Source organism: Candidatus Kaiserbacteria bacterium, assembly GCA_016699245.1.
Taxonomy (GTDB): Bacteria; Patescibacteriota; Minisyncoccia; order Phycocordibacterales; family UBA918; genus Damh-18.
Genome location: CP064968.1, coordinates 1 through 15,175 on the forward strand (window position 1 = coordinate 1; position 15,175 = coordinate 15,175).

The following is a 15,175-nucleotide window of genomic DNA, read 5'->3' on the forward strand; positions in this document are numbered from 1 at the left end:
ACCTTCACCGGAAGCGCACAATTTGCAGGCCTTCGCGTGACCGCGTCCTCAACCCTTGGCTTTGCCTCATCTACCGCACTCACCGCAACAAACGGCTACTTCACCAATGCAACCATCGGTGCCGCAGCAGGTATCCTCACCACCAACGCCACCGGCCTCGTTGCCGCATCGACCACTGTGGGTGACTCATACGTGAGTGACATTCTTACCCTCTCTGGTGGTACCCTCGGGAGCAACACCATCACCCCCGGCAGTACCTGGAGCAACACCGGTACCCTCACCATTGGTGGTGCGCTTGCCCTCACCTCATACACCGCCACGAACGGCACCACGACCAATGCCACCTCAACGACGTTCCGTACTGCCACTCTCGGTGTTGGTACTGACTACATCACCGACATCACCGGTACCGGCCTTTCAATCACGAACGGTATACTCAACGCATCAGGACTGAGCAACTGGACAGACCAGGGTACCTACCTCACCCCCCTCACTGCAACTGACGGCATCTCCCTCAGTGGTTCATCAACCATTCAAAATCTCACCTTCGTGAATGCAACAGGAACGAACGCGACCACCACTAACCTCCGCGTCACCGGCACCTCAGCACTCGGCACCGTTGGCGCAGGTACCTGGAACGGTTCTGCAATCGGTCTCGCATACGGCGGTATGGGCGTTGATGTCTCTGGATACAGCAATGGTCTCTTCGGTCTCAACGGAGGCACCATGACCGACATCGATACTGAAGCAGAACTCGAGACTGCACTCGGCTCACTCGACGTATTGACCGTGACCGCATCAGACATCACCTCAGCAAACCTCCTCTCAATGCTTACCGACGAGACGGGAACTGGCTCAGTGGTCTTCAGTAACTCACCAACCTTCACCGGAAGCGCACAATTTGCAGGCCTTCGCGTGACCGCGTCCTCAACCCTTGGCTTTGCCTCATCTACCGCACTCACCGCAACAAACGGCTACTTCACCAATGCAACCATCGGTGCCGCAGCAGGTATCCTCACCACCAACGCCACCGGCCTCGTTGCCGCATCGACCACTGTGGGTGACTCATACGTGAGTGACATTCTTACCCTCTCTGGTGGTACCCTCGGGAGCAACACCATCACCCCCGGCAGTACCTGGAGCAACACCGGTACCCTCACCATTGGTGGTGCGCTTGCCCTCACCTCATACACCGCCACGAACGGCACCACGACCAATGCCACCTCAACGACGTTCCGTACTGCCACTCTCGGTGTTGGTACTGACTACATCACCGACATCACCGGTACCGGCCTTTCAATCACGAACGGTATACTCAACGCATCAGGACTGAGCAACTGGACAGACCAGGGTACCTACCTCACCCCCTCACTGCAACTGACGGCATCTCCCTCAGTGGTTCATCAACCATTCAAAATCTCACCTTCGTGAATGCAACAGGAACGAACGCGACCACCACTAACCTCCGCGTCACCGGCACCTCAGCACTCGGCACCGTTGGCGCAGGTACCTGGAACGGTTCTGCAATCGGTCTCGCATACGGCGGTATGGGCGTTGATGTCTCTGGATACAGCAATGGTCTCTTCGGTCTCAACGGAGGCACCATGACCGACATCGATACTGAAGCAGAACTCGAGACTGCACTCGGCTCACTCGACGTATTGACCGTGACCGCATCAGACATCACCTCAGCAAACCTCCTCTCAATGCTTACCGACGAGACGGGAACTGGCTCAGTGGTCTTCAGTAACTCACCAACCTTCACCGGAAGCGCACAATTTGCAGGCCTTCGCGTGACCGCGTCCTCAACCCTTGGCTTTGCCTCATCTACCGCACTCACCGTCTCGGGGAATACGTACCTCACTGGTAACGTCGGCATCGGTACCACGACACCTTCTTCACTGCTCACTATAGATAAATCTGGATTCACGGGCGCAGGGGTGGCGGGTATCAAGCAGTACCTTGGATTTGCCAACTCCACGCTGAGTGCACTGATGTATGGTGATGAGACATATATTACCAATCTTCCTACGGCCACCTCAACACTCGTGGGCAAGATGATTCGTATTGCAGACACGAGCGCACTCGGGAATACCGTACGTGGCCTCGAGGTGCAGGCATACCGGGGAAGTAATACCAAGGGTGAAAATACGGGTATTTCGGGCTTTGGCCGAACCTTCGGTGTACGTGGCTCGACACTCGGAGACGCAGGAAGTACCTATCTCCCTGCCGGTGTCTTTGCCGAATCAGAGGGCTCTACGCAGGGTAATGCACTCCGCGCATACTCGGGTACCATGACGACCGAAAGTCTCGTGTACTTCTTCCAGGACACCACCAATTTCATCGGTACCGGTCTCAAGATGGACTTCGGTAATGCAGGGGGCTCCTTTGCCGCAACAAGCACAGGTAAATTTATGGACCTCAAGGTAGGGGGTGTTTCAAAATTCACGATTGCCGCTAACGGCTCTACCACTATTGGTGACGGTACGGTAAACGCAGGACTCATGATTCCTCGTGGTGGCATTTGCGTCGATAGCGACGGCTCCTGCGTGTCAACGACCACGGGCCAAATCCGCTCGGTGACTTCAGCGCTCGGTAACTCAGACCTTGCCGAAATGTATTTCTCTAATCAAGCACTTCATGCAGGAGAGATTGTGTCACTTTCGGGCGGACTTTCGGTGAAACGCGCGAATGGAGATACCGAGGAAGATATTGTCGGTGTCGTATCCACGAAGCCAGGTATGACACTCGGATTTGATGATACGTCGCTCACCGCCGGAGAAACAGCATACCCAATAGGACTTAAAGGACGTGTCCCGATTAAACTCTCTACCGAGAACGGCCCTATTAAGAAGGGTGACCGCATCGCGCTCTCGTCTATTCCGGGCGTCGGTATGAAGGCTGATGCGAGTAGCCGTGTGGTGGGTATTGCGCTTGAGGATTATGATGGTGTTCGTGCGTACAGTGCTGGATTCCTGAACCAATTCGGTGACGATATGCTCAAGGAGCGCGTTATCAAGAAAACCAAGCTCGACCCACGCTCACAAGATGGTTGCTACACCGGCGGTGGTAACGCCCTTGGTGAAGCAGTGTGTGTGGTACAGAAGGTGTTCACTACTACGGTGATGAGTGAAAATCCAGAAGAGACACGCGCATCTATGCTCGCAGAACTGACGAATGAAACACCAGAGATGGCGACGAGTGCTGCCGGAGAAACACTCGCGGTGGGGCAGGCGCTTATGTTTATCGAACTCTCGTGGTACCAGGTAGACCGCGAACGCATGGTGCTCAGTGAACTCGCAACGACGTCGCCACTCTTTGCGGGAAGTGACGTGACGCTGTGGGACAGTATCAAGGCACTTGCTTCTCGATTTGTCGATGGGGTACTCAGCGTTACAGGTATCAAAGCAGACAGGATAGAAGTGAAGGATGAACTCTGTGTCGATGGGGTGTGTGTGACTGCCGACGATCTCCGCGCGATTCTCCAAAGTACGCGAAGCGGTGGGGCAGGTGCTCCAGCCGAAAGTGAGACGGGCGGTGGGGAGACTGGGGGAGGAGAGAATAACACCGGAGGCGAGGGAAGTACGGGCGGGTCCTCTGAGGGTGATGATAGCGGTGAGCCGAGTACCCCAGTCGCTCCCGTCCCTCAAGAGCCTACCCCTCCAACACCTGAAGAACCGCCTGTAGTGGAAGCGCCCACACCTGAAGCACCCATAGAGCAAGAACCAACACCCGAACCCGCAGCAACTACTATTTCTACTGAATAATACATCCTATGAAAAAAACAATTCACTTTATTTCCGGCTTACCGCGCAGTGGCTCCACGCTTCTCTGCAACATACTCGCACAAAACCCTCGTTTTCAGACCACGGCGACGAGTGGCATTATGGACATCATGTTTGGGGTACGCAACAACTGGGACAATTTAGTCGAGTTTAAAGCCCATCCCGACGACGACGCAAAAGCGCGTGTCCTTAGGGCAATCCTTGATAGTTATTTCGCGAGTAGCGAACGGCCAGTGGTGTTTGATAAGTCGAGAGGGTGGGTGTCACTCCTTGAGATGGCGGAGATGGTCTTGGAACGAAAAGCGAAAGTGCTCATACCGGTACGCGACCTTCGTGATGTCCTCGCGAGTTTTGAAAAAATCCACCGTAAGCAAGCGAGCCTCCACCAGCCCAACTTTGAAGCCCAGCAGTACTTCCTTGCACAGACCACCGAGGGCAGGGCACAAATACTCCTTCAAAACGACAAGCCCGTGGGCCTTGCATATCACCGCATCCGGGATGCGCTCAAGCGTGGTTTTGGAGATAGGATGTACTTTGTGGAGTTTGAAAAACTGACGAGTGAACCCGCAGCAGAACTCGCGCGTATCTATACCTTCCTCGAGGAAGAACCGTATGCGCATGATTTTGAAAATGTTGAGCAGGTCACCTGGGAAGATGACACTGTGCACGGGGCGAAAGACCTTCACACCATCCGCACGCAGGTACGCCCTATGGACCCGCAGTGGAAAAAAGTGCTCGGCACATTTGCCGAAGAGTACGGCAAAATGAACTTCTGGTGGCCCGAAAACCAACCCTTCCACGAAGTAGTCTACCACTGGCACCCGTAAACCCTCAGTTCCCAGCCCTAGGGTTAACCTAGGGCTGGCCGACAAGGGCATCCAAATACATGCAAAAAGATTTTACACAATGGAATATAAAGAAAACAAACATAGATACCATTGAGGTGCGTCCATTCTTTCATGTGAGAGAGGTGTGGTACTGCTACCTTGGTGTGACAGAAAGTGGGTTTGATGAGTTACGAAAAAAGCTCAAGGCATTACTACCCTGAGCATTTTTCATTTGTTACCTCTGTCTTGCGACAGAGTCGGGCCGAAGCCATTTGTCTACATATGGTCACAGATAGTAAAAATAAATCAAATTGCGAATTCCTGAGAACATCGGCATCAACCACCCGTAAAATCGACATGCTTAATTCACATCGACCCAATTAACAAATCAACATATGAATACCGAAAACACAAAAATAGTATTATTCAAAAATATAAAAATTCGTAAAACTCTTCATAATAATGAGTGGTGGTTTGTGATTAATGACGTAATTAAGGCGCTCACTGACTCTGTCCAGCCAGAAGGGTATATCAAGGACATGCGTCGTCGAGATGAAGAACTCTCTAAAGGGTGGGGGCAAATTGCCACCCCCCTTAAAGTTCAAACAGAGGGTGGAAAGCAAATGATGAATTGTGCAAATATAGAAGGTATTTTCCGCATCGTGCAGTCCATCCCTTCACCAAAAGCCGAGCCATTTAAGCGTTGGCTTGCAAAGGTGGGGTATGAGCGTGTACAAGAGATAGAAAATCCTGAATTAGCGACAAAACGAACGCGAATGCTATACAAACTCAAGGGATATCCTGACGATTGGATTGAGAAGCGCATGCGCGGTATCGCTATTCGTGAAGAATTGACTGACGAATGGCAACAACGAGGCGCACAGAAAGACATCGATTATGAAATTCTCACTGCAGAAATTTCAAAGGCGACCTTTGGAGTCACTCCGCATGAATACAAAAAACTCAAGGGTTTGAAACGAGAAAACCTGCGAGATCACATCGACGATTTTGAACTCATCTTTAGAATGCTCGGAGAACGAGCCACCACAGAAATTCATCGCACAGAAAATTCTCGTGGTGTTGCAAAATTAAAGAAAGACGCACAAATAGGAGGCTCTATTGCAGGGGGAGCGCGAAAAAAATTGGAACAAAAACCCAGGCGTTCAGTGGTGACAAAGCAAAATTTTTTAAAAAGCAACAAATCTACCAAAAAAATTATTAACAAAACCTCAGACCAAGGTTAAACCTTAGTCTAAAAAAAAGCAATAAATCCAGCAAGATGATTAATAAAAAGAATGCGGAGTAACTTTATGCATATGTAAAAACAGACGACGGGGTCATCATGGTGCAACGTAGAACGAAGTTATGCACATACTTACTATATATAGTAGAGAAAAGTAAGCGCAAATTAAGTACAATAGTATGAATACCAAAGGAGCAAACATTAATTAATTATAAATTTTACTATGAATCGAACCCATTTATTATACTCAGCAAAGGGCGCACTCCTTGCAGCAACGCTCGTACTTATGCTTGGTGCTTTTGCATTCTTTACCCTCGAACCAACAGTGGGAAGAAGTGCAGTCGAGGTATTCGAAGTTACACAGACAGTCTCTGGTGCTATATCATTTATGGCAAGTTCTTCGGATGTGATTATGCAAGGAACGCTCGACGGTCTTACGGGTGGTACCTCATACGGTACGACGACTGCTCGTGTACGTACCAACAACTCAACAGGCTATCAAATGAGTATCACCTTTGCGAGTACTGCACCTATGATTAGGAATGGCGGTGGTGGTACGATTTCAACATACCAGTACTCAACAGGCACCACGAATTATCCAAGTGGCTTTAATACTTCTGTGGGATACTCACAGATTGGTTTTACTGCAAACGCATCAAATACGGCAGATATTTCAACGGTATTTGAAGGCAATGGCACCACACTCTGTGGATCAACCAATGGAAGTACTTTCGTAAATAATAATTGTTGGCGTGGTGCATCAAGCACAAACGTGGCTGCATCAACACAACTCATAAATACGGCGGCACCGACACCATCATCGGGTTCGACCTCTACTGTGCAGTTCCGTATCACCATCCCCAACAACCCATCTCCCGTAGTACCAGACGGTACATACACCGCAACGGCAACATTGACTGCTACCGATAACCCGTAGTAGGCTATCGCTATATGTTTGCTACCTCACTTGCTCATTCTACTTTTCGCATTGTACTACTCTTTCTTGTAGCAATTATTTGTGGTTTTGCACACAGTACACAGGTGTCTGCTCAAGAACCCGTGTCTCTACAAGAAGCACTGGCAACTACTACTGCACCCGTTACTGCACCGGTGATGCCATACAGTACGGAACAGCTTTTGGGTGACGAGGTGTATGGAGACTTTGTTATCGGTCCAGGAAAACTTGAATTAACCATTAATCCAGGAGAAACAAAAACTGTTGAGATTACGGTGAGTAATCGAACTGGGAAAGAGCGTATATTTGAAGTTGTTGCGGAAGACGCAAGAGGATCCTCTGATCCTAATCAAACAATTATACTCCTCGGAAACGATAGAGGACCGTATTCCATGAAAGACCTTGTGTCGGTACCGGCACAACGATTTTCACTCCCACACAACGAGCGAGCACGCATCCCGGTAACTATTCATATACCTGCCGATGCCGAACCGGGAGGTCGTTATGGAAGCATGCTGGTGAGTACGGTCTCACAAGAAGCACAACCTGGTGGTGATGGAACCACTCAGCCTCAGTCTGCTATTGTTGCTCGTATTGGAAGTATATTTTTTATCACTATTCCTGGGGATGTTGATAAAAGTGGTATTCTCAAAGAGTTTGGCACTGTCGGTAATAAGAAATTTTATCAAAAGGGCCCCATTAATTTTGGTATTCTTTTTGAAAATACGGGATCCATACACCTTACTCCTCGAGGAGAAATACGTGTGGTGAATACATTTGGTGAAGAAGTTGGTCAGATTACTCTAGAACCTTGGTTCGTACTCCCTGGTGCTCTGCGACTTCGTGAGGTGATCTGGGACCGTGAACTTTTGTTTGGACGATATACGGCTACACTGGTACTTGAACGAGGGTATGATGATGCTGTTGATACGTTGACATACTCATTCTGGATACTCCCGTGGAAGCCCCTTGCAGGAGGATTTGCCATTGTCTTTTTTGTTCTTTTCCTCATCCGTGCATTCTTCAAGAAATTTGAATTTAAACGTAAATAACGAAGCGTATGAGTCTCCGTGATACGCTTGTCACCACAATTATCGCGCTTGTTTTTACCCCTATGGTTTTTTTTGGTGTTTCGCTTACCAGTGCACAGGTGATGCAAAGTACTAATTATCGCATTCAAAGCGACTCGGTGAATTTTGGTGGGGGACTTTCGACATCAACTAATTATTCACTGGAATCTACTGCGGGTGAGGTAGCAACAGGTGATTCCACAAGTACTAACTATAACCTTAAAGCAGGGTATCAGCAGATGCTCACGACTTTTATTTCTATGACCGCAGCCTCTTCGATACTCATGACACCGTCTATCCCCGGAATATCAGGAGGTATTGCAAACGGCTCTACCACCGTGACGGTAACGACCGATAGTGCTGCAGGCTACCAAATGACTATTGCTGCTTCACAGAGTCCAGCGATGCAGAAGGGAAGTGATACTATTCCCGATTATGTACCGGTAGGAAATCCTGATTTTACATTTATAACGAATCCCGCTGATGCGCACTTAGGCTACTCACCGTCGGGTGTCGATGTTACCTCTCGGTTTAAGGATAATGGGGCGCTCTGTGGTACTGGTGGTACACAGGAAGCAGATCTTGCTTGCTGGGATGGGCTCAGTATGAGTGCAGTAGAAATTGTGCGTCGCATGTCTGCTAATACTCCGAATGGCTCTACAACCACGGTTAATTTTCGTGTGGGAATAGGTGGCTCGGTGGTTCAGACGAGTGGTACCTACGTTGCTACTACGACACTCACGGCAATTGCATTATAATAGTGCTATGCGTACTTTTTTTCAGAGAGGCATACTCACCATCCTTATTCTTGGTATGGTGTTTCCGGGAGTGATAGCGCAGGCGGTTACCGATGATTTTATTATTCGTGCTTTTGTCGGAGGAGATACTATGCCTCCTACGGTGCCTACTGGGCTCACTGCTACCCCTGTAGCATCGTCACAGATTGATCTTACCTGGCTTCCCTCGACAGATAATTACCTACTCGCGGGATACCATGTGTGGCGGGACGATGTACAGATAGCCACGACTACAGCACTCACGTATTTAGACACGGGCTTGACCGCGAGTACCACGTATACCTACTTCATTACTGCGTATGATAGTTTTGCAAATGAATCCGCATCTTCGACACCGGTGTCTACCACAACACCCAGCATTATTGTCATACCGCCACCATCGCCTGATACACCAAGTGGAAATCAATACGGATATCGCCTGACACCACTCGATCAAATTATTCTCTCACTTGAGATTTTGCCCCAGAAAGACTCAGTGATTATTCGCTACGTGACGAATATGCACATCCAATCAGTCATTAAGTGGGGAAGGACAAGTTCATATGAACTAGGCTCTCTTTCAGAGCAGGCATTTATTAAAAAGCATGAGACAAAGATTGCGGGACTTATTCCCGGTACTACGTATCGCTTTGTGATTGAAGGAAAGGATGCGTTTGGGAGAGAGGGTGTTCTCCATGAAGGAACATTCACCACACAAGAGCCGGACGATATTTTTCCACCAGGAAACGTGACCGGTCTCACCGCCACGCGCTCAGAAGATGATGTGGTGCTTTCATGGAAATTGCCACAAGACCCCGACCTTGCGTACGTACGTGTGGTGCGGAATGACCGCTTTTACCCGAGCGATATTGCTGACGGGTGGGTGGTATATGAAGGGCTCGCAAGTGGCTTTCGTGATGAGGGTGCGGCCACGGGAGAACGGCAGTTTTATACGGTGTTTAGTTATGATGCACTTGGGAATATTTCCTCGGGAGCGGTAGTGGCGATACGTTTTGGTACGCCCGGTGTGGTGTCTCCTATTACCCCAGGGGCGTCTACGACGCCCCTGGGAGAGCCCGGTATTGTAGACCCCGTGCAAAATGAGATACGACTTGCGTTTGATGACATTCGTTTTATCCAAGAGGGAGTAACGCTTCATGCTGTGGATGGAGTGGTGGCTCTAGATGGTGCAAAGCAACTCACCATTGCAATCCCGTACGAACTCATGCCCGAGCACCTCAAGACTATTTTGGTGGTGCTTGGCGACGGTACTAACCCTGAGCGCACATTCCAGTTTTTGCTTCGAGTCAACAAAGAGCACACATTGTACACAAGTACTTTGGCACCGCTCGGTGTAAGTGGAAAGTTTCCGGTGTCAGTATCGGTCTTCGATTTCACTACAGCACAGATAGGGTATGCCGGGGGAGTACTTGATGCGCGCATCACCACTCTTGCGCACGTCCCCGAGCAGGTGAGTTTCCCACAATACCTTCTCCACCTTTTCACCTCATACCTCCTCTGGTTTATTTTGCTCCTCATTATCCTAGTCCTCCTCGGTTGGCGACTCGTACGCAAGCAAGAATCTTAATGGAGTACTACACAAACCCATCCCCATTTTAAAACCCAGACCCAAGCCCAACCATTTTAAAATGGGAATAGGTTTGTGTTTAGTGTATGTATGGTCGACTTACGATGTCGACCATACATTTGTTAGCCTGAGACAGTGCGCGGGGTAGTGGTCAATGTTCGACGTCCGACGTCGTTCATATGGATATTGTGCAGATTCCTTGGATTTGCGATGGTATACTACATACACTAATTTTATTTTTTGTATGAAAAAAGTTCGCGTAGCAATTAATGGGTTTGGACGTATCGGCCGCACCTTTTTTAGGTTGGCATATGACCATCCTGATTTTGAGGTGGTCATGGTGAATGACTTGGGTGATATTAAAAATCTTGCATACCTGCTTGAGTATGATACGGCGTATGGGCGTGTACCGTATAGTGTTGTAGCCGAAGAAGGTGCACTCATTGTCGACGGAAAAAAGATACGATGCACGAGTGAGCGCGAACTCGCAAAACTACCCTGGGGGGAAGAGCATATTGATATTGTCGTGGAGTCCACAGGAGTATTCACTTCCTACGAGAAGGCGAAAGCCCATATTGAAGCAGGTGCAAAGCGTGTTGTGGTGACGGCACCCCTCAAAGACGAAGGGGCTGACAGTGCACTCGCACAGACGGTGCTCATGGGGATGAACGAGAATGCGCTCGCGACATGCACGGTGTCTTCCAATGCGTCATGTACCACAAATGCGACGAGTCCACTCGTGGCAATTTTAAACGAGGCAATTGGTATTGAGAAAGCAATTTTAAATACCGTGCATGCATACACGGCATCACAATCACTTGTGGATGGACCGAGCAAAAAGGACTTTCGAGAGGGTCGCTCAGCAGCACAAAATATCGTGCCGTCTTCTACGGGTGCTGCAATTGCTACGACACTTGTACATACTTCACTGAAGGACAAGTTTGATGGTATTTCTATTCGTGTGCCCGTACAGGTAGGTTCTATTGTCGACTTTACCTTTATCGCAAAGCGTGACACAACAGCGGCAGAGGTAAACGAAGCACTTACCAAAGCAGCAACGCAGGCACCGTGGCAGGGGAAATTTGCGGTGACCGCGGCACCCATCGTCTCCTCTGATATTATCGGTGCAGAGGTGGCATCTATCGCCGACCTCACCTTCACGCGTGTGGTAGGAGGAAATCTCGTAAAAGTGCTCGCATGGTACGATAATGAAACAGGCTACACGAGCACCTTGGTTAATCATGTTGCACACATTGCCTCTTTGCTACAAAAGTCATAATTCTATTTCTGTATGAAAATTTATATTGCGACCGATCATGCTGGTTTTCCCCTCAAAGAACACATTCTTCCGTTTGTCCGTGAAGAACTAGGATATGAAGTTGTAGATTGTGGCGATCTGACGCTTAACCCAACGGACGATTATCCTCTATTCATGAAGGAGGCAGCACGCGCGGTTTCCGAAAATCCCGAAGGAGCAAAGGCCATTATCTTTGGTTGGTCGGGACAAGGGGAAGCGATAGTTGCGAACCGCTTCCCCCATATACGCGCAGTTGTCTATTACGGAGGACAACCTGAAATCATTCGCCTTTCGCGTGAGCACAATGACGCCAACGTGCTTTCCTTTGGCGCACACTTTGTGAGTGTTGAAGATGCAAAGGAAGCGGTCGCGCTCTGGCTTAGTACTCCCTTTACTCATGATGATCGACACGTGCGCCGTATCGCGCAGATTGATAACTAACTATTCTATGTCACCCATTGTCCCCGCTATCATACCCACATCATTCGCGCACCTTAAAGAATCTATCGACCTTGTTGCTCCTTTTACGCATGAAGTGCAGGTAGATATTGTAGATGGTGTTTTTGTGCCGTTTACTTCATGGCCGTATGTAGCGGGCGGGCACGTTGCTGATATGGCACCTCTTGCCTCGGAGGCTTTGGTAGAAGTGGATTTGATGCTTATGGAGCCTGAGACAGTACTCGCGGAGTATGTGAGGGCAGGTGCACGGCGCGTGGTGGTGCATCTCGAGAGTGTACGTGATTTTGAAAAGATACTCGCTCTCAAAAAAGAATTTGATTTTAAATTGGGGTTTTCTATTAACAATGACACACCGCTTACGACACTCACTGATGTCATCGCATACGCAGACTATGTGCAACTCATGGGTATTGCGCATATAGGCTCACAAGGGCAGCCCTTTGATGAGCGTGTTCTCACTACTATCGCAACACTCCGCGCCGCGTACCCGACACTTCTTATCAGTATTGATGGGAGCGTAAATATAGAGACAGTAGGGAGGCTCGCACACGCAGGTGCAAATAGATGTGTCTCCGGCTCAGCAATTTTGAAACAAAAAAATCCCGAAGAAGCGTACAACACACTCACATCACTTTTTGCCATTGCAGCGTAGGGAAGAGCGGTAGGTAAGGCATATAATCTTTTTCGGTACTCTTTTCCTAAAATCCTTTTTCGGTACGAACTCTATATATGTTGGGGACAGAACTCTTATTCCGCACTGCTTTTCTTCAGCACGCATAAGACCCAAAACCCGCATTCTCCGAATGCGGGTTTTGGGTCTTTGCTCCGCTCCTCCCCTGCGGTCGTCCGCGAGGCTGCATAAAAGCAGTACGTCAACAAGTTCTTAAAAGCTCATACGTAAAAATTTGTTGAAGCACAACTTTAAAAAAGCATTGCGCAAGCGCACACAGCGCGAGCATAGCAAAGACTAAAAATCCCAATCCGAAGGATTAGGATTTTTAGTCTTATGCGTGGTTTTTTCAAGTTCGTGCTGAAAAAGAATTTTGAAGCATTATTTTTAATCAAAACTATTTGGTAATTAACACACGTCACTCTCTACTTATGCGGAGACACGGTATACTAGCGTTATATGCATTATCTTTCGGACACAGAAGTTCACGAGCTTGAAATTAAAGCGAATGAAATTAGGCAGAGCATCATCGAGATGCTTGTCGAAGCCAAAAGTGGTCACACCGCGGGCCCGCTCGGAATGGCTGATATTTTTACCACGCTCTATTTTGAGGTGCTCAAGCATAATCCGAAAGATCCTTTCTGGGCCGAGCGCGACAGAGTGATTCTTTCAAATGGGCATATTTGCCCCGGGCTCTACGCTACGATGGCGCACGCGGGCTATTTCCCCGTAGAGGAACTGCTTACCTTGCGTAAGTTCGGTTCACGCTTGCAGGGACACCCTCACCGAGAAACACTTCCGGGTATTGAAACGAGTTCAGGTCCACTTGGCTCGGGACTTTCACAGGCGGTAGGTATGGCACTTGCTGAACGTATCGATAATCCCTATTCCGCAAAGTTTTTCTATTGCCTCATGGGGGATGGAGAGCTTGATTGCGGGCAGATATGGGAGGCGATGATGCTTGCAGGGAAGGAAGGACTTAATAATGTTGTGGCAATTGTCGATAGGAACGGTATTCAGATTGATGGCTTAACCAAAGACGTGATGCCCCTTGAGCCGCTCCGTGAAAAATTTGAATCATTCAACTGGGATGTACAGGAAGTAGATGGACATAACATCCGTGCTATCAACGATGCTATTGGCAAGGCACATGCAGTCTACGGACAGCCATCTATTATTATTGCCCATACCATTCCTTCAAAAGGCGTCGATGTGTTTGAACGCGACTTTAGATGGCACGGCAATCCTCCCGGCCTCGGCCCCGAGGACCAAGTACAAAAGAGCGAGCAGGCTACCGTTGCGCTCAAGAAGCTACGTACACTTAATGGTCACCTTCACATGCACGAATATGGCGAATAACATTGCATCACATCTCAATCCGAACCTTTTTAAGTCGGATGTCGAAACAGCACCAAATCGTAATGGCTATGGTGATGGGCTCAAAGAAGCAGGGGAGGCTGATGTGCGTGTTGTCGCGCTTTCTGCAGACCTAACCTCTTCCACAAAGACCAATGTGTTTGCGGAAGCATTTCCAAAGCGATTTGTGCAGATTGGTATTGCAGAGCAAAACCTTGCCTCAGTTGCCGCAGGTATGGCAGCAATGGGGAAGATTCCTTTTTTTGCATCGTACGCGGCATTTTCTCCAGGACGCAACTGGGAACAAATTCGCACCACGATTGCATACAATGGTGTCAATGTGAAAATCATCGGCGCCCATGCAGGAGTTTCGGTAGGGCCGGACGGTGCAACGCACCAGGCAGTGGAGGATTTGGCAACGATGCGTATCATTCCCCGCATGGTTGTTATCGCACCGTGTGATTATGATGAGGCAAAGAAAGCAACACTTGCTATGGCAAAGTATGTGGGCCCTGCATATATGCGCCTTGCTCGTGAAGCAAGCCCCCGCATCACTACTTCCGGCACGCCTTTTGCTATTGGAAAGGCAGAGGTCTTCTACACCAAGTCGCCTGAACACACAAAGACCGTTGGTATTATTTCAACGGGCATCATGACGTACCAGGCGCTTGTAGCTGCGAAGACACTGAATGAGCGCGGTATCGGTGCATCAGTACTTCATGTAGCAACCATAAAGCCACTTGATACCAAGGCAGTCGAACAATTTGCAGAAATACATAATGTACTCGTCACCGTAGAAGAGCATCAACGCGTGGGGGGCTTAGGAAGCGCTATCGCAGAGCACTTGAGCCTTGTACGTCCTACCAAGATTTTACGTCTTGGTATGAACGATGTCTTCGGACAATCTGGTACTCCCGAAGAACTCTTTGCCTGCTACGGTATGGACAGCGCCTCTATCGCTCGCGAGGCAGAGAAGTTTTTAGGCTAGGGCGTACTATGTGCTAACCCTCAAAACTCTTTTTCGGTACCACTTTATATCTGCACGCATAAGACCCGAAACCCGCATTCTCCGAATGCGGGTTTCGGGTCTTTGCTCCGCTCGGCCTGTGTGGCCTTGCGCGAGGCACCTAATTTTTAAGGAGCCGAATG

13 protein-coding genes are annotated in these 15,175 nt (G+C 49.1%); all 13 read left to right on the forward strand.

Going from position 1 to position 15,175, the window contains the following annotated elements:
• Positions 1 to 36: 36 nt before the first annotated feature.
• The 13 genes from IPH92_00005 (at position 37) to IPH92_00065 (ending at position 15,014) form a co-directional block, all read left to right on the forward strand.
• Complete coding sequence (locus tag IPH92_00005; GenBank protein ID QQR64955.1) at positions 37 to 1,431, forward strand: hypothetical protein; 1,395 nt, start codon at positions 37 to 39, stop codon at positions 1,429 to 1,431.
• Positions 1,428 to 3,767, forward strand: a complete 2,340-nt coding sequence (locus IPH92_00010) for a hypothetical protein (protein ID QQR64956.1) — start codon at positions 1,428 to 1,430, stop codon at positions 3,765 to 3,767. The genes IPH92_00005 and IPH92_00010 overlap by 4 nt, the downstream gene beginning before the upstream one ends.
• Positions 3,768 to 3,775: 8 nt before the next feature.
• On the forward strand, positions 3,776 to 4,612 hold the full coding sequence (locus tag IPH92_00015; protein ID QQR64957.1) for a sulfotransferase: 837 nt from the start codon (positions 3,776 to 3,778) through the stop codon (positions 4,610 to 4,612).
• 395 nt (positions 4,613 to 5,007) lie between these two features.
• Entirely contained in the window at positions 5,008 to 5,856 is an 849-nt protein-coding gene (locus tag IPH92_00020; protein QQR64958.1) for a Bro-N domain-containing protein, read from the forward strand.
• A gap of 222 nt (positions 5,857 to 6,078) precedes the next feature.
• Positions 6,079 to 6,792, forward strand: coding sequence for a hypothetical protein (locus IPH92_00025; protein QQR64959.1), 714 nt, complete (start codon positions 6,079 to 6,081; stop codon positions 6,790 to 6,792).
• Between the two features lie 14 nt (positions 6,793 to 6,806).
• Complete coding sequence (locus IPH92_00030) at positions 6,807 to 7,862, forward strand: DUF916 domain-containing protein (GenBank protein ID QQR64960.1); 1,056 nt, start codon at positions 6,807 to 6,809, stop codon at positions 7,860 to 7,862.
• 8 nt (positions 7,863 to 7,870) lie between these two features.
• Positions 7,871 to 8,638, forward strand: coding sequence for a hypothetical protein (locus IPH92_00035; protein ID QQR64961.1), 768 nt, complete (start codon positions 7,871 to 7,873; stop codon positions 8,636 to 8,638).
• Between the two features lie 7 nt (positions 8,639 to 8,645).
• Positions 8,646 to 10,244 carry a hypothetical protein gene (locus tag IPH92_00040; GenBank protein ID QQR64962.1) on the forward strand — a complete coding sequence of 533 codons (1,599 nt, stop codon included), beginning with the start codon at positions 8,646 to 8,648 and terminating at the stop codon, positions 10,242 to 10,244.
• 244 nt (positions 10,245 to 10,488) lie between these two features.
• Complete coding sequence (locus IPH92_00045; protein QQR64963.1) at positions 10,489 to 11,523, forward strand: aldehyde dehydrogenase; 1,035 nt, start codon at positions 10,489 to 10,491, stop codon at positions 11,521 to 11,523.
• Positions 11,524 to 11,535: 12 nt separating this feature from the next.
• A complete protein-coding gene (locus IPH92_00050) occupies positions 11,536 to 11,982 on the forward strand; it encodes an RpiB/LacA/LacB family sugar-phosphate isomerase (GenBank protein QQR64964.1) in 447 nt (148 codons plus the stop codon).
• Positions 11,983 to 11,989: 7 nt separating this feature from the next.
• Positions 11,990 to 12,652, forward strand: a complete 663-nt coding sequence (locus IPH92_00055) for a hypothetical protein (protein QQR64965.1) — start codon at positions 11,990 to 11,992, stop codon at positions 12,650 to 12,652.
• Between the two features lie 477 nt (positions 12,653 to 13,129).
• Positions 13,130 to 14,029: a transketolase gene (locus IPH92_00060; GenBank protein QQR64966.1), complete on the forward strand. Its 900-nt coding sequence runs from the start codon at positions 13,130 to 13,132 to the stop codon at positions 14,027 to 14,029.
• Positions 14,019 to 15,014: a transketolase family protein gene (locus tag IPH92_00065; GenBank protein QQR64967.1), complete on the forward strand. Its 996-nt coding sequence runs from the start codon at positions 14,019 to 14,021 to the stop codon at positions 15,012 to 15,014. The genes IPH92_00060 and IPH92_00065 overlap by 11 nt, the downstream gene beginning before the upstream one ends.
• Positions 15,015 to 15,175 lie beyond the last annotated feature (161 nt).